Source organism: Aureimonas sp. ME7, assembly GCF_903970965.1.
Lineage (GTDB): Bacteria > Pseudomonadota > Alphaproteobacteria > Rhizobiales > Rhizobiaceae > Aureimonas.
In genome coordinates, this window is the sequence record NZ_CAJCKW010000001.1 from 487,267 (window position 1) to 504,099 (window position 16,833).

Below are 16,833 nucleotides of genomic sequence, written 5' to 3' on the forward strand. Positions count from 1 at the left end.
CGATCGAGGGGACGAGACGGCCTTCCGTCCGGCGTGACGCTGCACGATCGCCCCTCTTGCAAACGGATGGGCGCTGGACGGAGCTGAGGATCGATTGGAACGGCTGGCCGGACGTATCATGCTCTTGCACGGCTGGCGCCGGGGGCTCGTCGCGCTTTTGGCCGGGGCGCTGGCGACCCTCGGCCTCGCGCCGGTCAACGTTCCCGCCGTCGGCTTCGTGGCGTTTCCCCTTCTCGTCTGGCTATTGGACGGGGCGAGCGGCGAGCCCGGCCGGGGGCGCATCCGGCGCGCGCTGCCCGCGTTTCGCATCGGCTGGTGCTTCGGCTTCGGTTATTTCCTCGCCGGCCTCTGGTGGCTCGGCGCCGCGATCCTGACCGACCCAGCCTTTCTCTGGGCGCTGCCCCTGGCGGTTCTCGGCCTGCCGCTCGTTCTGGCGGTCTACCACGGGCTGGCCTCCGCCGTCGCCCGCATGGTCTGGAGCGACGGGCCGGGGCGCGTCTTCGCGCTCGCCGCGAGCTTCGCCGGGTTCGAGTATCTGCGCGGTGTTCTCTTCACCGGCTTCCCGTGGAACGAGATCGGCGTTCTCGCCGCCCCCGTGCCGCTTCTGATGGGCAGCGCGTCGCTCGTCGGGTTGCACGGGCTGACGCTGCTGGCGGTTCTCATCTTCTCCCTGCCGGCGCTGGTCGTGGGCACGCGCCGGGGGCGCTCGGCGGTCTGGGCGCTGGGGCTGGTCCTCGTCGCCGGGCATGCGGGGTTCGGCGCATGGCGCCTCGCCGAGGTGCCGGACGGCACGGCGCCCAACGTGCGTCTCGACATCGTCCAGCCCAACATTCTCCAGTCGCAGAAATGGGACCCGGAGGAGGCGGAGCGCAATTTCGCGCGCCTTCTCGATCTGTCCGCGCCCCGCACCGCGCTGGAAGCGGGCGACCGGCGCCTCGTCGTCTGGCCGGAATCCGCCTTTCCCTTCATTCTCACGGACCGGCCCGATGCCGTCGGCCGGTTGGCCGACACGCTGGGCGAAGCCGACACGCTTCTGGCCGGCGCGACGCGCGTCGAAGGGCCGACGACCAGCCCGGCGGCGCGGTTCTACAACTCGCTCTATGAGATCGACGGCGAGGGGGCGATCCGTGGGGCCGCCGACAAGCTGCATCTCGTGCCCTTCGGCGAGTACCTCCCCTTCCAGGCGCTTCTGGAAAGCTGGGGCGTCAGCCAACTGACGCAGCTGCCCGGCGGCTTCTCGCCGGGCACGAAGCGCCAGATCATGGCATCGGGCGATGCCGGCCCGAGCTTCCTGCCGCTGATCTGCTACGAGGCGATCTTCGCCGACGAAATCGCCGGCGATCTCCAGACGCGCCCGGACTTTCTCCTCAACGTCACCAACGACGCCTGGTACGGGCTGACGCCCGGACCCTACCAGCACCTGCGCCACGCCCAACTGACGGCGGCGAGCTTCGGCCTGCCCCTGGTGCGGGCCGCCAACACCGGCATCTCGGTCGTGACCGACAGCGCCGGCCGCCCCGTGGCGGGGCTCGGCCTCGGCGAAGGGGGTACGCTCGAGGCGCGGCTGCCGCTTGCCGGAGCGACAACCGTCTTCGCCCGGCTCGGCAACGCGCCCTTCGCCGTTCTCTTGGTGGCGACGGCTCTGGTCGCGCTCGTCTGCGCGTTCCGCTCCCGACGAAGCCGCTGAACGCTCCGTTGCTCCTTGCTTTCTTATCCTCTAAACAACGGCCTATAATTCTATCATCTCCAGCCGGGCGGGGGCGTGCCTGCGGGGGACGCCGACCGGGCGTGTGCGGGGCCTGCGAGGGGCGAAGAATGGCGGACGACACCAAGAAGCCGAACCCCGTCGACATCCATGTCGGGGCCAGGGTCCGGTTGCGCCGCACGATGCTGGGAACCAGCCAGGAAAAGCTCGGCGAGGCGCTCGGCGTCACCTTCCAGCAGGTCCAGAAATACGAAAAGGGCACGAATCGCGTCGGCGCCAGCCGCCTCCAGAAGATCGCCGAGGTGCTGGACGTGCCGGTCGCCTTCTTCTTCGAAGGCTACAAGGGCGACGCGCCCGCCCATGGCCACGGCCCCGGGATGCGCGAGGCGGACGCCGAGTTCGTCGAGGACTTCTCCGTTTCGCCAGAAACCCTGCAGCTCAACCGCGCCTTCGCGCGCGTCCAGGATCCGACCGTCCGGCGGCGCATCCTCGATCTCGTGCGCTCGCTGGCCGATGCGGAAGCAGGCGAGGCGTCGTCCAAGACGCGCTGACCCGTCCCTTCGCGATCGCCAGAAAAACCTTGCGCGTCGCAGCACGCTTGCCTTAACCCCCATTCGAAGCCGATCGAAGATCACCGACGAGCGAAAGATCGTACGCGGATGCGCCAGGGCGAATATTTCTTCACCTCCGAAAGCGTTTCGGAAGGTCATCCCGACAAGGTCTGCGATCGGATCTCGGACGAGGTGCTGGATCTTCTCTACCGCGAGGCGAAGAAGGCCGGGCTCGACGGCTGGAACATGCGCGTCGCCTGCGAAACCCTGGCCACGACGAATCGGATCGTGATCGCCGGCGAGGTTCGCTGCTCGCTGGAATCGTCCAAGCTGCGCTCCAAGGTCCGCTCGGCCGCGCGCCGCGCCGTCAAGGCGATCGGCTACGAGCAGGCCGGCTTCCACTGGAAGACCGCCAAGATCGACGTTCTCCTGCACGAGCAGTCCGCCGACATCGCGCAAGGCGTGGATGCCGGCGGCAACGCCAGCGAGGGCGCGGGCGACCAGGGCATCATGTTCGGCTACGCCTGCCGCGAAACGCCCGAGCTGATGCCCGCGCCGATCTTCTACGCCCACAAGATCCTGGAGCGCCTGTCTCAGGCGCGGCGTGCCGGCGAGGGTGGGGCGGGTGTGCTCGGCCCCGACGCCAAGAGCCAGGTGACGGTGCGCTACCGCGACGGCAAGCCGATCTCGATCTCGTCCATCGTCCTGTCGACGCAGCATGTCGACGAGAGCCTCACCTCGGACGACGTGCGCAAGGTCGTCGAGCCCTTCGTGCGTGAGGCGACGAACGGGCTGCCGATCGAGGACGATTGCGTCTGGCACGTCAACCCGACGGGCAAGTTCGTGATCGGCGGGCCTGACGGCGATGCCGGGCTCACGGGCCGCAAGATCATCGTCGACACCTATGGCGGCGCGGCGCCGCACGGAGGCGGCGCGTTCTCCGGCAAGGACCCGACCAAGGTCGACCGCTCGGCCGCCTATGCCGCGCGCTATCTCGCCAAGAACGTCGTGGCGGCGGGGCTGGCCGAGCGCTGCACCATCCAGCTGTCCTACGCGATCGGCGTCGCCGAGCCCGTGTCGGTCTATGTCGACCTGCACGAAACCGGGAGGGTGAACGAGGCGGAGCTGGAAACGGCGCTGCGCGAGCTCATGAACCTGACGCCGCGCGGCATCCGCGAGCATCTGGATCTCGCCAAGCCGATCTACGCCAAGACCTCGGCCTACGGCCATTTCGGCCGCAAGCCCGGCCGCGACGGCTCGTTCTCCTGGGAAAAGACCGACCTCACGCAGAAGCTGAAGGCCCGGCTTGGTCGCTGAACGCCGCTCCAACGCGACGCGCACGCGCGCGCGCGAAAACTTCTTCGGCCGCTCGCGCGGCAAGACCCTGCGCCCGCTTCAGGTCGGCCTCCTGCACGACAGCCTGCCGGCCTTCGCACTGGATCTCGGCGCACCGGCGCCCGCTGACCTATGTGACCTGTTCGCGGCAGACGTCGAAGAGGTTCGGCTGGAGATCGGCTTCGGAGGCGGTGAGCACCTTCATATCGAATCGGGGCGCAACCCGGCCCAAGGCTTCATCGGCGTCGAGCCCTTCGTGAACTCGATGGCCAAGATGATGGTGCTTCTCGGCGAGGATCCGCGCCCCAACCTGCGCCTCTTCGGCGACGACGCGACGCTGCTCCTCGATTGGCTGCCGGATGCATCGCTCGCCGGGATCGACCTGTTCTACCCCGACCCCTGGACGAAGCGGAAACACTGGAAGCGTCGCTTCGTCAACACGCGCACGCTCGCTCGCTTCGCGCGTGTGCTGCGGCCCGGCGGGCGCTTCCGCTTCGCCTCCGACATCGAAACCTATGTCGACTGGACGCTTGGCCACCTGCGCGACCACGAGGCGTTCCGGTGGCTGGCCGAAGGGCCCGCAGACTGGCACACGCCCTACGATGGCTGGCCGGGAACGCGCTACGAGGCGAAGGCGCACCGCGAAGGGCGCAAGGGCGCCTATCTCACCTTCGAGCGGGTCTGAGGGCGCGTTCGGGCGTCGGGCGGTTGCCAAGCGCCGCGGCGCGCTGTATATCGGCATCAAATTCTCGGCGATGCGATCGTGAGAGTGGGTCCTCCCGGTCCCGCTCTTTTTTGTTAAGGGGCCTTCCTTTTTTCGGAAGGTGCCGGAGCGGTCGACGCGGAGGCGGCGGTTCTTGCGAGCCGCCTTCAGGCCATGACCGGAGATTTCGTGACGGACAAGCGCATTATCATCGAGGGAGGGCTGGAAGCCCGCGTCGCCGCTCTTTTGGAGCCGGTGATCGAGCAGCTCGGCTACCGCCTGGTGCGGGTCAAGGTGTCGGCGATGAACGGCACCACGCTGCAGATCATGGCCGAGCGGCCGGACGGATCGATGAGCGTCGAGGACTGCGAGGCGGTGTCGCGCGGGATCTCGCCGGTGTTGGACGTCGAGGATCCGATGGACCGCGCCTATCATCTCGAAGTGTCCTCGCCCGGTATCGATCGCCCGCTGGTGCGCGTCGGCGACTTCCAGGCCTGGGCCGGCCACCTGATGAAGCTCGAGGCCGGCCGCCTCGTGTCCGGGCGCAAGCGCTTTCGTGGCCGGGTGGTGTCGGTGGACGATGCCGGGCTTCGCCTCGAGCGCGACGCGGTGTCCGGCGAGGAGGAAAAGGTCGTCGAGATCCCCTTCGACGCGATCGCCGAAGCGCGGCTGATCCTGACCGACGACCTGATCGCCGCCTCGCTGAAGGCGGATAAGGCGGCACGCAAGGCCAAGGGCCTGCCCCCGCTGGACGACGAGGCGGACGACGCCGATGGAACGGGCGAGCCAACCGCCCATTGAACGAGTGACCGGAGGTTCGAGTGCTCCGATTTCGAGCGTTCGAGCATCCTTTCCCGGAGGGCCGGAGCGCATGGATCGCCCGGCAGCTTTCGACCAGGAGACCGAAACATGGCAGTCAGTGCGAACAGGCTCGAGCTTCTGCAGATCGCGGATGCCGTGGCGCGCGAAAAGTCGATCGACCGCGAGATCGTGATCGCCGCGATGGCCGACGCCATCCAGAAGGCCGCCCGCTCGCGCTACGGCCAGGAAACCAACATCCGCGTCGACATCAACACCAAGACCGGCGAGATGAAGCTCCAGCGGCTTCTGGAAGTGGTCGAGGAGGTCGAGGATCCCGCGACGCAGATCTATCTCGATCTCGCGCGTGATAAGAACCCCGATGCCGAGCCCGGCGACTTCATCGCCGAGCAACTGCCGCCGATGGAGTTCGGCCGCATCGCCGCCCAGTCGGCCAAGCAGGTCATCGTCCAGAAGGTGCGTGAGGCCGAGCGCGACAAGCAGTACGACGAGTTCATCGGCCGCGTCGGCGAGATCGTCAACGGCACGGTGAAGCGCGTCGAATACGGCAACGTCATCGTGGATCTGGGCAAGGGCGAGGGCATCATCCGCCGCGACGAGCAGATCCCGCGCGAGCTCTTCCGCTACGGCGACCGCGTGCGCGCCTTCGTCTACGACGTGCGCCGAGAGCAGCGGGGCCCGCAGATATTCCTGTCCCGCACCCATCCGCAGTTCATGGCGAAGCTCTTCACCATGGAAGTGCCGGAAATCTACGACGGCATCATCGAGATCAAGGCGGTGGCCCGCGATCCGGGCTCGCGCGCCAAGATCGCCGTGATCTCGCGCGATTCGTCCGTCGACCCGGTCGGCGCCTGCGTCGGCATGCGCGGCAGCCGCGTCCAGGCCGTCGTCGGCGAGTTGCAGGGCGAGAAGATCGACATCATTCCCTGGTCGCCGGACGCCGCTTCCTTCCTCGTCAACGCCCTGCAGCCGGCGGAAGTCGCCAAGGTCGTGCTCGACGAGGACGCCGAGCGCATTGAAGTCGTGGTGCCCGATGACCAACTGTCTCTTGCGATCGGGCGTCGCGGACAGAACGTGCGCCTCGCCTCGCAGCTCACCGGTTGGGACATCGACATTCTGACGGAGCAGGAGGAATCCGAGCGCCGCCAGAAGGAGTTCACGGAACGCTCCGCCCTGTTCATGGAAGCACTCAACGTCGACGAGATGGTGGGCCAGCTTCTCGCCTCCGAAGGCTTCGCGAGCGTCGAGGAGGTCGCCTATGTCGATTCCTCCGAAGTCGCGGCCATCGAGGGCTTCGACGAGGACACGGCAGGCGAGATCCAGAACCGCGCCAAGGAGTTCATCGACCGGCGCGAGCAGGAGCTCGACGACAAGCGGGTGGCGCTCGGCGTCGCCGACGAGCTGCGCGAGATCGACGGCCTGACGACGCCGATGCTGGTGGCGCTCGGCGAAGACGGCGTGAAGACGATCGAGGACTTCGCGGGTTGCGCGGCCGACGACCTCGTCGGCTGGACCGAGCGCAAGGACGGCGAGACCAAGCGCTTCACCGGCGCCCTGTCGAGCTTCGAGGTCAGCCGCCAGGATGCCGAGGCGATGATCATGCAGGCCCGCGTCAAGGCCGGTTGGGTCGAGGAAAGCGATCTGGCAGCCGACGAGGAGATCGAGGGCGAGGCGGAAGAGGCCTGATCGAAGGCTCTGGAGAAGGACGGCGACGGAACGAGATGGCGATCGACGAGGATCAGGAATTGGAGGAGGCAGTGATGAACGGACGCATGTGCATCGTCTCGCGCCGTTCCATGACCCCGGACGCGCTGATCCGTTTCGTAGCGGGGCCGGACGGCCGGGCGGTGCCCGATCTCCGGCGCCGGCTCCCCGGGCGCGGCGCCCATGTGGAAGCGCGTCGCTCGGCGGTGGAACTCGCGGTCAAGCGCCGGCTCTTCGCCCGCGCCTTGAAGCGCGACATCGCCGGGACCGAGTCCTTGGCCGACGAGGTCGAGGCGCTTCTCGTTCGCGCCGCCGGCGGGGCGATCGGGATCGCCCGCAAGGCGGGGCAGATCGTCACGGGCGCCACCAAGGTCGAGGCGGCGATCCGCTCGGGCAAGGCGCTTGGCGTCCTGCACGCCTCCGATGCGGCCCCGGATGGCGTGCGAAAGCTCGACGGCGCCCGGCTCGCCTTTGCGGCCGAGACCGGTGGAAAACCCGTTTCCACCTGCCGGGCCTTGAGCGCCGACGAAATCGGTTTGGCCATGGGCGACCAGAATGTGATACATGCGGCCATCTTGTCCGGCGGCGCCGGATCGGCCCTGATCGAGCGCTTGGAGGCGCTCGAGCGATATCGGGGTTCGACCCCCGACTTCATGGAGACGGAATCCGGCGAGCCGGTCCCGTGACCCGACCATTAAGATCAACCACAGAGCACGGTTGCACAATGCTCTAGGCACAGATAAGGGCGCGAGGAATTTCCCGCGCAGGAAGCGGAAGCGTAAATGAGCGATACGAAATCCGGCGACGACAAGACGCTGAGTGTCACCCCGAAGAAGACCCTGAGCCTGAAGCCGAGCGGCACCGTCGCTCAGTCGACGGTTCGGCAGAACTTCTCGCACGGGCGCACCAAGAACGTCGTCGTGGAGACCAAGAAGCGCAAGTTCACCGTGCCCGGTGAAACGGCGAAGGACGCGCCGGCAGCGGCTGCGGCCCCCGCCGAGCCGGCGGCGCCCGCCCCGGCGCCGGCCGCCGCACCGCGCCCGACCCTGACGCCCGCCCAGCAAGCGGCGCTTCAGCACGCAGCCCGCAACCCGCAGGCGCCCGTGGTGCCCGATCGCGTGCCCACGCCGGCCCCGGTTCCGGCCGAGCCGGTGGCGGAGGCTCCGCCCGTCGCCGAGGCGGCACCGGCCGTCCCGGCCGCCGAGACGCGTGCCGAGCCAGAGGTTGTCGCCGCTCCCGCGCCGGTCGCGGCGGCGGAACCTGCGCCCGTATCCGATCCGACCCCTCCCAAAGCCGAGGCACCGCAGCCTTCCGTGAGCGAAACCGCCACAGCCCAACCCGCAGCCGCAGCGCCGGCCGCTTCCACGCCTGCCGCCCCTGCTGCGGCGCCGGCCGCCCGCGCGTCGCAGCCAGCCGGCGCACCGCGTCCGGCGGCTCCCGCCGCGACCGCTCGTCCCGCCGGCTCGCCCGGCGCCGGGGCTCCGCGTCCCGGCCAGCCGTCGAACCGTCCCGGCTACGCCGGCGCCCAGAGCGGGCGTCCGGGTGGGCCGGCCCAGGCCGGTCGTCCGGGCCAGCCGGGCCGTCCAGGTCAGCCGGGCGGTCGTGACGACCGTCGCGGACCCGCGCAAGCCGCCGCTCCCGGCGCGCGCCAGCCGCGCGGCGCCGTTCTCTCGGACCTGTCGTCCAAGGAAATGGACGCGCGCCGCCGCGCCCTTGAGCTCGCCAAGCAGCGTGAGGTCGAGGACCGCCGCCTGTTCCAGATTGAGGAGGCGCGCCGCGTCGCCGAGGATGAGCGCCGCCGTGCCGAGCGCGAGGAATCCGAGCGCCGCCAGGCCGAGGAAGCCGCGCGTCTCGAGCTCGAGGCCGCCGCTCGCCGCAAGGCCGAGGAGGATGCGGCCCGCCGCGCCGCCAACAAGCCCGTGGCGCGTCCCGGCACGGCCGGTGCCAAGGCCAACGTCATTCCCGGCCCGCCGCCGGTAGACGATGGGCTCGGCCTACGCCCGGCCGGTCGCACCGACCTCACCAAGAAGACGCGTGCCGACGACGAGGACGATCGTCGTCGTCCAGGCGCCGGCCGCGGGCCCGCCCGTGGCCTGGCAGCCGATGCCGCCAAGCCGACGCGCGCTCGCCCCGGCGACGATCGCCGCGGCGCGGGTGGACGCGTGGACGTCGGGCGCGCTCTTTCGGACGAGGATGCACGCGGCCGTTCGCTGTCGTCGATGCGTCGCCGCCAGGAGAAGTTCAAGCGCTCCCAGCAGAACCAGCAGCGTGAAAAGATTGCCCGCGAAGTGATTATTCCCGAAACCATCACGATCCAGGAACTCGCCAACCGCATGTCGGAGCGGGCCGTGGACGTCATCAAGTTCCTGATGGCGCAAGGTCAGATGATGAAGCCGGGCGACGTGATCGACGCCGATCTCGCCGAGATCATCGCCTCCGAGTTCGGCCACACGGTTCGCCGCGTCGCCGAGTCGGACGTCGAAACCGGCATCTTCGACGTCGCCAGCAACCCCGACAAGCTGGTGTCGCGCCCGCCGGTCGTCACCATCATGGGCCATGTCGACCACGGCAAGACTTCGCTCCTCGACGCCATCCGCAAGGCCAACGTCGTGGCCGGGGAAGCCGGCGGCATTACGCAGCATATCGGCGCCTACCAGGTCGAGCAGAACGGTCACAAGATCTCGTTCATCGACACGCCGGGCCACGCCGCCTTCACCGCCATGCGCGCCCGCGGCGCGCAGGCGACCGACATCGCGATCCTCGTGGTCGCGGCCGACGATTCGGTGATGCCGCAGACGATCGAATCGATCAGCCATGCCAAGGCGGCGGGCGTTCCGATCATCGTGGCGATCAACAAGATCGACAAGCCGGGCGCCGACGCGCAAAAGGTCCGCACGGGGCTCCTCCAGCACGAGGTGTTCGTGGAATCTATGGGCGGCGAGGTGCTCGACGTCGAGGTGTCGGCCAAGAACCGCACCAATCTCGACAAGCTGCTCGAAGCCGTCCTGCTGCAGGCCGAGATCCTCGATCTCAAGGCGGATCCCGAGCGGACCGCCGAGGGCGTGGTGATCGAGGCCCAGCTCGACCGGGGCCGCGGCGCGGTCGCGACCGCGCTGGTCCAGGCCGGGACGCTGAAGGTCGGCGACATCGTCGTGGCCGGCGACCAGTGGGGCCGCGTGCGCGCCCTCGTCAACGACCAGGGCAAGCAGCTGAAGGAGGCCGGTCCTTCGACCCCGGTCGAGATCCTCGGCATGCAGGGGACGCCGCTCGCCGGCGACCGCTTCGCCGTGGTCAAGGACGAGGCGCAGGCACGCGAGATCACCGAGTATCGCCAGCGCCTGACCCGCGAGAAGGCGGTGGCCAAGTCCGCCGGCCAGCGTGGCTCGCTCGAGCAGATGATGAGCCAGCTCCAGTCGAGCGGCCTCAAGACCTTCCCGCTGCTCATCAAGGGCGACGTGCAGGGTTCGGTCGAGGCGATCGGCACGGCGCTGGACAAGCTCGGCACCGACGAGGTGCAGGCGCGGATCGTCCATTCGGGCGCGGGCGCGATCACCGAGTCCGACGTCCAACTGGCCGCCACCTCGAACGCCGCCATCATCGGCTTCAACGTGCGTGCCAATGCGCAGGCCCGCCAGCTCGCCGAGCGCGAGGGGATCGAGATCCGCTACTACAACATCATCTACGACCTCGTGGATGACGTGAAGCAGGCGATGTCGGGCCTCCTGTCGCCGGAGCGCCGCGAGACGTTCCTCGGCAATGCCGAGATCCTGGAGGTGTTCCACATCACCAAGGTCGGCAAGGTCGCGGGTTGCCGCGTCACGGAAGGCAAGGTCGAACGCGGGGCCGGCGTGCGCCTCATCCGCGAGGGCGTCGTCATCCACGAAGGCACGCTCAAGACCCTCAAGCGCTTCAAGGACGAAGTGGCCGAGGTTCCGGGCGGCCAGGAATGCGGCATGGCCTTCCAGAACTACGACGACATCCGTCAGGGCGACGTCATCGAGTGCTTCCGCGTGGAGCACATCGCCCGCACGCTGTAAGGGCAACGGCAGGGAGCGTCCGACAAGGGCGCTCCCGTCGCCGGGCTGTGCATGGCCGCGCCGCCGCTTCCCGATCCTTTCCGACTCGGTGTCGACGACATCGCAGCCTGGGTGAACGCCCGGGGCCTCAGGCGGCGCTTCGGCCAACCGCCCGATTGGCTGTGGTACGGGCTGGGAGCGGCGAACCTCGCGCTTGGCGCCTATGCCTGTTTCGGGCTGGGGGTTCGGCAGGGCGTCCTGAGCTGGTTGCCGTTCGCGGTCGGCGCGTTCGCCATGGCGGCGCCGGCGATGAACCAAGGCTATTGCTGGTTGGTTCTTCGTCGCAACCCTGGGCGGGGCCACGATATCGGGATCGGCTGGGGCGAGGCGGCCCTCGAGTTCCGCTACGGCGGGGTCGAGGACGACTTACCCTACGCACAGATCGTGCGCGTCGACGAGCGGCCGGAGCATATCCTGCTTTGGCTGGACACGTGGCGCGCCGTCATCGTGCCCAAACGCGCTTTTGCGAGCGGACGCGATGCCGACCGTTTCGCGGAAGCCTTGCGGGACGAGGTGTCCGGCACGCGGCCTGGCGGTTCCTGAGAGCCGGCGGGATCGCAATCATCGATCCTGCGTTCGGCTTCCAAATCCGAGCGCGGGAGGCAGGCTCGCTCGGGCGAACATGGGTTCGCCGAACGGGTCTTTCGCCTTTTTCCTTGCGCATCGTTCGCACGCGGGGGCTGGCTTTCAGCTCTCGTTCGAACATGCTCCAGGGCGCCTTATCGGCCGGGAACAAGACATGAAGAAGAATCACGGGCGCGCCGCCGGCCCTTCGCAGCGGCAGCTTTCCGTCGGCGAGAAGGTCCGCCACGCGCTGACCGAGATCCTGCAACGCGGCGAGATCACCGATCCGCTCCTGGAGCGCTCGGTGGTGACCGTCACGGAAGTGCGCATGAGCCCCGACCTGAAGCTCGCCACCGCCTATGTGACGGTCTTGGGCCAGGAAGAGCTCGACCCTTACGTGAAGGCTCTCAACGCCCATACCAAGTTTCTGCGCGGTCGGCTGACGCCGTCGCTGCGCCAGATGAAGTACATGCCGGAGGTTCGCTTCCGGGAAGACGACAGCTTCGAGAACTTCGCCCGGATCGACGCGCTCCTGCGCTCGCCCGAGGTGCAGCGCGATCTCGACGCCGAGGACACGAACGAGGACGACAGGTAATGGCACGTCGCGGCAAGAAGCCGAAGGGACGCCCGATTTCCGGCTGGGTGATTTTCGACAAGCCGAAGGGCATGGGATCGACGGACGCCGTGTCCAAGATCAAGTGGCTCTTCTTCGCCCAGAAGGCGGGACACGCGGGGACCTTGGACCCACTGGCATCCGGCATGCTGCCGATCGCGCTCGGCGATGCCACCAAGACCGTTCCCTTCGTGATGGACGGGCAGAAGACCTATCGCTTCACCGTCTCGTGGGGCGCGGAAACCACGACCGACGACACGGAAGGGCCGGTCGTCAACGCCTCCGACCGTCGCCCGGCGCGGGACGAGATCGAGGCGCTTCTGCCGAACTATACCGGTGAGATCAGCCAAGTGCCGCCGGCCTTCTCGGCGATCAAGATCGAGGGCGAGCGCGCCTATGATCTGGCGCGCGCCGGCGAAACGGTGGAGATCGCCGCGCGCACGGTAACGGTCCACAAGCTCGTTATCGTCGACATGCCGGACGCGTCCACCACGACCTTCGAGGCGGAATGCGGCAAAGGCACCTATGTGCGCGCCATCGCCCGCGATCTCGGGCGCGACCTCGGCTGCTTCGGCCACATCACCGAGCTTCGCCGGGTGCGCGTCGGCGCCTTCGACGAGGACGATCTCGTCACCCTCGACGATCTGATGGACGCCGCCGAGGAAGGGCTGGAAGAGCTCGACGAGGCGGCGATCGAAGCCGGCTCGCGCCCGCGCGTCACCGACTTCACCGCGCTCGACGAGGTGGTGCTGGATGCTGCGACCGCGCTCAGCGACCTCTACGAGGTGACGCTGACCGACGACCAGGCGGGGCGCGTCCTGTCGGGCAACCCGGTGCTCCTGCGCGGGCGCGACGCGCCGGCCTTCTGCGACGAGGCCTATGCCACCGGTCACGGTCGATTGGTGGCGATCGGCTCAATCGACCAGGGCGCGTTCCATCCCAAGCGCGTCTTCGGCGGGAGGGGCTGAGGCCGATCAGCCGCCGAGCTTCGATAGAACGAAGGCGGCGAGAAATCCGGCCACGGTGACGAGGCCGGCAAAATCGTGCGTGTCGGCGAAGGCTTCCGGGATCATCGTATCGACGATCATCGCGAGGATCGCGCCGGCCGCCACGGCATTCACGGCGGCCAGAAGGTCCGGCGCGGCCTGGCTAAGCGCGAGGTTGCCGAGAAGCGCGGCGAGGCCCGACAGCGCCGCAATGCCGATCCAGACGCCGAAGACGTAAGATCCCGAGCGCCCGGCGCGGCGCATTCCCGCCGAACTCGACAGGCCTTCGGGCACGTTGGACAGGAACACGGCGGCGACCGTCGGCACGCTGACCCCCGCGCCGCCGACGAGGCTGACGCCGATCACGATCGATTCCGGGATGCCGTCGAGAAGCGCGCCGACGGCGATCGCCAGCCCCGAGCCGTCCTCGCCGGATTGGCTTTCACCGTCCTCGTGCCCTGAGCGCTTGCGATGGCGCGCGCCCCGCCGCGAGATCGCGACATTGGCGAGCGTGTAGACGACGGCGCCGCCGAGGAAACCGGCGGCGGTGGAATCGAACCCGCCCTGGCGATAGGCCTCGTCCATCAATTCGAAGGCGACGGCCGAGATCAGGACGCCGGCGCCGATCGCCATCACCACGGCGACGATGCGACGGGGGAGCGGCGCGAACCAGCCGACGGCCGCGCCCAGCACCAGCGCCGAGCCGCCGAGAAGGCCCCAAAGGCCGGCCTGCACGAAAAGTGGCATCGATCGGCTCCCGGAAAGGCCGCATCCGCGCTGCGCGCGCGAGATCGGCAGGCAGGCTGGTGTTTTCCCGCGATCCGGCCTATATCGAGCCCGCGCGAGCCCTTTCCAGGGCTTCTCGCCGTTTCATGGCCCTGGCTGGACGACATCCCGGCTCGGGCGGCCCAACCCTCCAGATTTTCTCAAGAAAGGGATCTTCGATGTCGATCACGCCCGAGCGCAAGGCCGAGCTTCTGAAGGAATACGCGACCAAGGAAGGCGACACCGGTTCGCCCGAAGTGCAGGTCGCCCTTCTGTCGGAGCGCATCGCCAACCTGACCGAACACTTCAAGGGCCACAAGAAGGACAACCACTCCCGTCGTGGTCTCCTGAAGATGGTCTCGCAGCGTCGCCGCCTTCTGGACTACCTGAAGGACCGCGAAGAGGACCGCTACACCGCTCTGATCGGCCGTCTCGGCCTGCGCCGCTAACACCTGAATTTCGGCGCGGCGCTCGGGTTTCCCCAAGCGCCGCGCCAGACTTCCCGTCCGCTCGCCAGAGCGGACCCCTGTCCTGACCGGTGCGCTTTTCGCGAGCGCCCGCGTCCGACGAGCCGCCAGCGCTCATGGGGCAGGATTGCCGGATGCTTCCCGGCATGATCCGAGGGCTCGGGCCCCCGGACCCTATCGTGCCCGAGACTTCGAGGGTCTGCCTCGCCAAGTCTCGCCGGAAGCCTCCCGCCGTCTTGCCCATGCGCGTTTCGAATTGGAACGGCCGCGATCGATCGCGGCCCCGAAGACATGAGGCAAACCGCATGTTCAATACCCACAAGGTCGAGATCGAATGGGCCGGCCGCACGCTGACCCTGGAAACCGGCAAGATCGCGCGCCAGGCCGACGGCGCGGTGCTGGCGACCTATGGCGAAACCGCCGTGCTCGCCACCGTCGTCTCCGCCAAGGCGCCCAAGCCCGGCTTCGACTTCTTCCCGCTCACCGTGAACTATCAGGAAAAGGCGTTCGCGGCCGGCAAGATCCCGGGCGGCTACTTCAAGCGCGAAGGACGCCCGAGCGAAAAGGAAACCCTGGTTTCCCGCCTGATCGACCGTCCGATCCGTCCGCTCTTCGCGGAAGGCTACAAGAACGATACGCAGGTGGTCGTCACCGTTCTCCAGCATGACCTGGAAAACGATCCCGACGTTCTGGCCATGGTCGCCGCTTCCGCCGCCCTGACGCTTTCGGGCGTGCCCTTCATGGGTCCGATCGGCGGCGCGCGCGTCGGCTACATCAACGGCGAATACAAGCTCAACCCGCATGTCGACGAGATCGCCGAGTCGAAGCTCGACCTCGTGGTCGCGGGCACCGAGGACGCCGTCCTCATGGTGGAATCGGAAGCGCACGAGCTGGACGAAGCCACGATGCTGGGCGCCGTGATGTTCGGCCACAAGGGCTTCCAGCCGGTGATCGAGGCGATCGTCAAGCTCGCCGAGCACGCCGCCAAGGAGCCGCGCGACCACGCCGTTCCCGACCATTCCGCTCTCGAGACCGAGATGCTGGGCATCGCGGAAGGTGAGCTGCGCGACGCCTACAAGAACACCGACAAGCAGGCGCGCTACGCCGCCGTCGACGCGGTGAAGGCCAAGGTCAACGCCCATTTCCTGCCGGCGGAGGGCGAAGCCCGCTTCTCCAAGGAGGAGGTCGGCACGGTGTTCAAGGACCTCCAGGCCAAGATCGTGCGCTGGAACATCCTCGACACCAAGAGCCGCATCGACGGCCGCGACCTGTCGACCGTTCGCCCGATCGTCTCGGAAGCCGGCATCCTGCCGCGCACGCACGGCTCGGCGCTGTTCACGCGCGGCGAAACGCAGGCGCTGGTGGTGGCCACGCTCGGCACCGGCGAGGACGAGCAGTATGTCGATAGCTTGACGGGCACCTACAAGGAGACCTTCCTCCTTCACTACAACTTCCCGCCCTACTCGGTCGGTGAAACGGGCCGCATGGGCTCGCCGGGCCGCCGCGAGATCGGCCATGGCAAGCTCGCATGGCGCGCCATCCGCCCGATGCTGCCCGCCAAGGAAGCCTTCCCCTACACGATCCGCGCGGTCTCGGAAGTCACCGAATCGAACGGCTCGTCGTCGATGGCGACCGTCTGCGGCACCTCGCTGGCGCTCATGGACGCCGGCGTTCCGCTCCAGCGCCCGGTGGCGGGCATCGCCATGGGCCTGATCCTGGAAGGCGAGCGCTTCGCGGTTCTGTCCGATATCCTCGGCGACGAGGATCACCTCGGCGACATGGACTTCAAGGTGGCCGGCACGGATCGGGGCATCACCTCGCTTCAGATGGACATCAAGATCCAGGGCATCACCGAGGAGATCATGCGCATCGCCCTCGAGCAGGCCAAGGGCGGGCGCGAGCACATCCTGACCGAGATGAACAAGGCGCTGGGTTCGGCCCGCGCCGAACTCGGCGAGTTCGCGCCGCGCATCGAGGTCATGCAGATCCCGACCGACAAGATCCGCGACGTGATCGGCTCGGGCGGCAAGGTGATCCGCGAGATCGTCGAGAAGACCGGCGCCAAGATCAACATCGAGGACGACGGCACGGTGAAGATCGCCTCTTCGTCCGGCAAGGAGATCGAGGCGGCCAAGAAGTGGATCCACTCCATCGTGGCCGAGCCGGAAGTCGGCGAGATCTACGAGGGCACGGTGGTGAAGTGCGTCGAGTTCGGCGCCTTCGTGAACTTCTTCGGCTCGCGCGACGGCCTCGTGCACATCAGCCAGCTGACCAGCGAGCGCGTCGCCAAGACGCAGGACGTGGTCAAGGAAGGCCAGAAGGTCTGGGTCAAGCTGATGGGCTTCGACGAGCGCGGCAAGGTGCGCCTGTCGATGAAGGTCGTCGATCAGGCGACCGGCGAAGAGATCAAGAAGGCCAAGGAAGACGCGGCCGAGTAAGCGGCGACGCTTCGCAAATCATGAAAGGGGCGGGCCGGAAACGGTCCGCCCTTTTTTCGTCGGCGTCATCGACGCTCGATAAGACCTGTGGCATCGCCCGCCCCGAA

At 68.1% G+C, this 16,833-nt stretch carries 14 protein-coding genes and 1 pseudogene; 14 read left to right on the forward strand and 1 reads right to left on the reverse strand.

The features are described 5' to 3' along the window. Positions 1 to 118: 118 nt before the first annotated feature. From lnt to truB, 12 genes and pseudogenes are all read left to right on the forward strand, one after another. Complete coding sequence (gene lnt, locus H7A85_RS02235) at positions 119 to 1,687, forward strand: apolipoprotein N-acyltransferase (RefSeq protein WP_182084245.1); 1,569 nt, start codon at positions 119 to 121, stop codon at positions 1,685 to 1,687. Positions 1,688 to 1,815: 128 nt separating this feature from the next. Then, positions 1,816 to 2,256 carry a helix-turn-helix transcriptional regulator gene (locus H7A85_RS02240; protein ID WP_182084246.1) on the forward strand — a complete coding sequence of 147 codons (441 nt, stop codon included), beginning with the start codon at positions 1,816 to 1,818 and terminating at the stop codon, positions 2,254 to 2,256. 108 nt (positions 2,257 to 2,364) lie between these two features. Then, the gene (metK, locus tag H7A85_RS02245) at positions 2,365 to 3,573 is read left to right on the forward strand and encodes a methionine adenosyltransferase (RefSeq protein WP_182084247.1); all 1,209 of its coding nucleotides are present in this window, start codon (positions 2,365 to 2,367) and stop codon (positions 3,571 to 3,573) included. Further along, on the forward strand, positions 3,563 to 4,276 hold the full coding sequence (locus H7A85_RS02250; protein WP_182084248.1) for a tRNA (guanosine(46)-N(7))-methyltransferase TrmB: 714 nt from the start codon (positions 3,563 to 3,565) through the stop codon (positions 4,274 to 4,276). The genes metK and H7A85_RS02250 overlap by 11 nt, the downstream gene beginning before the upstream one ends. Positions 4,277 to 4,468: 192 nt before the next feature. Beyond that, on the forward strand, positions 4,469 to 5,095 hold the full coding sequence (gene rimP, locus H7A85_RS02255) for a ribosome maturation factor RimP (protein ID WP_182084249.1): 627 nt from the start codon (positions 4,469 to 4,471) through the stop codon (positions 5,093 to 5,095). A gap of 108 nt (positions 5,096 to 5,203) precedes the next feature. After that, complete coding sequence (nusA, locus tag H7A85_RS02260; RefSeq protein ID WP_182084250.1) at positions 5,204 to 6,799, forward strand: transcription termination factor NusA; 1,596 nt, start codon at positions 5,204 to 5,206, stop codon at positions 6,797 to 6,799. A gap of 35 nt (positions 6,800 to 6,834) precedes the next feature. Then, a complete protein-coding gene (locus H7A85_RS02265; RefSeq protein WP_182084251.1) occupies positions 6,835 to 7,503 on the forward strand; it encodes an RNA-binding protein in 669 nt (222 codons plus the stop codon). A 96-nt stretch (positions 7,504 to 7,599) separates the two neighbouring features. Beyond that, positions 7,600 to 7,755: pseudogene (locus tag H7A85_RS21050) on the forward strand (translation initiation factor IF-2 associated domain-containing protein); the annotation flags it as partial. Between the two features lie 375 nt (positions 7,756 to 8,130). Further along, positions 8,131 to 10,854 carry a translation initiation factor IF-2 gene (gene infB / locus H7A85_RS02270; RefSeq protein WP_348519691.1) on the forward strand — a complete coding sequence of 908 codons (2,724 nt, stop codon included), beginning with the start codon at positions 8,131 to 8,133 and terminating at the stop codon, positions 10,852 to 10,854. Positions 10,855 to 10,905: 51 nt separating this feature from the next. Beyond that, positions 10,906 to 11,436 (forward strand): YcxB family protein, encoded by a 531-nt coding sequence (locus tag H7A85_RS02275; RefSeq protein WP_182084252.1) that lies wholly within the window; start codon positions 10,906 to 10,908, stop codon positions 11,434 to 11,436. A gap of 196 nt (positions 11,437 to 11,632) precedes the next feature. Beyond that, complete coding sequence (gene rbfA, locus H7A85_RS02280; RefSeq protein ID WP_182084253.1) at positions 11,633 to 12,052, forward strand: 30S ribosome-binding factor RbfA; 420 nt, start codon at positions 11,633 to 11,635, stop codon at positions 12,050 to 12,052. After that, positions 12,052 to 13,038, forward strand: a complete 987-nt coding sequence (truB, locus tag H7A85_RS02285; protein WP_182084254.1) for a tRNA pseudouridine(55) synthase TruB — start codon at positions 12,052 to 12,054, stop codon at positions 13,036 to 13,038. Before rbfA ends, truB begins: the two co-directional genes overlap by 1 nt. A gap of 6 nt (positions 13,039 to 13,044) precedes the next feature. Here truB and H7A85_RS02290 read toward each other — a convergent pair whose 3' ends face one another. Continuing rightward, on the reverse strand, positions 13,045 to 13,803 hold the full coding sequence (locus H7A85_RS02290) for a ZIP family zinc transporter (RefSeq protein ID WP_182084255.1): 759 nt from the start codon (positions 13,801 to 13,803) through the stop codon (positions 13,045 to 13,047). Positions 13,804 to 14,000: 197 nt separating this feature from the next. Between H7A85_RS02290 and rpsO the strand changes: the two genes are divergently transcribed. Beyond that, positions 14,001 to 14,270 carry a 30S ribosomal protein S15 gene (gene rpsO, locus H7A85_RS02295; protein ID WP_182084256.1) on the forward strand — a complete coding sequence of 90 codons (270 nt, stop codon included), beginning with the start codon at positions 14,001 to 14,003 and terminating at the stop codon, positions 14,268 to 14,270. A 323-nt stretch (positions 14,271 to 14,593) separates the two neighbouring features. Next, a complete protein-coding gene (gene pnp, locus H7A85_RS02300) occupies positions 14,594 to 16,726 on the forward strand; it encodes a polyribonucleotide nucleotidyltransferase (protein WP_182084257.1) in 2,133 nt (710 codons plus the stop codon). The last annotated feature ends 107 nt before the right edge of the window (positions 16,727 to 16,833 follow it).

Coding starts and splice junctions, on each gene's coding strand:
- lnt (WP_182084245.1), top strand. CDS start 119: ATGCTCTTGCACGGCTGGCGCCGGGGGCTCGTCGCGCTTTTGGCCGGG.
- H7A85_RS02240 (WP_182084246.1), top strand. CDS start 1,816: ATGGCGGACGACACCAAGAAGCCGAACCCCGTCGACATCCATGTCGGG.
- metK (WP_182084247.1), top strand. CDS start 2,365: ATGCGCCAGGGCGAATATTTCTTCACCTCCGAAAGCGTTTCGGAAGGT.
- rimP (WP_182084249.1), top strand. CDS start 4,469: ATGACCGGAGATTTCGTGACGGACAAGCGCATTATCATCGAGGGAGGG.
- nusA (WP_182084250.1), top strand. CDS start 5,204: ATGGCAGTCAGTGCGAACAGGCTCGAGCTTCTGCAGATCGCGGATGCC.
- H7A85_RS02265 (WP_182084251.1), top strand. CDS start 6,835: ATGGCGATCGACGAGGATCAGGAATTGGAGGAGGCAGTGATGAACGGA.
- H7A85_RS02275 (WP_182084252.1), top strand. CDS start 10,906: ATGGCCGCGCCGCCGCTTCCCGATCCTTTCCGACTCGGTGTCGACGAC.
- rbfA (WP_182084253.1), top strand. CDS start 11,633: ATGAAGAAGAATCACGGGCGCGCCGCCGGCCCTTCGCAGCGGCAGCTT.
- truB (WP_182084254.1), top strand. CDS start 12,052: ATGGCACGTCGCGGCAAGAAGCCGAAGGGACGCCCGATTTCCGGCTGG.
- H7A85_RS02290 (WP_182084255.1), bottom strand. CDS start 13,803: ATGCCACTTTTCGTGCAGGCCGGCCTTTGGGGCCTTCTCGGCGGCTCG.
- rpsO (WP_182084256.1), top strand. CDS start 14,001: ATGTCGATCACGCCCGAGCGCAAGGCCGAGCTTCTGAAGGAATACGCG.
- pnp (WP_182084257.1), top strand. CDS start 14,594: ATGTTCAATACCCACAAGGTCGAGATCGAATGGGCCGGCCGCACGCTG.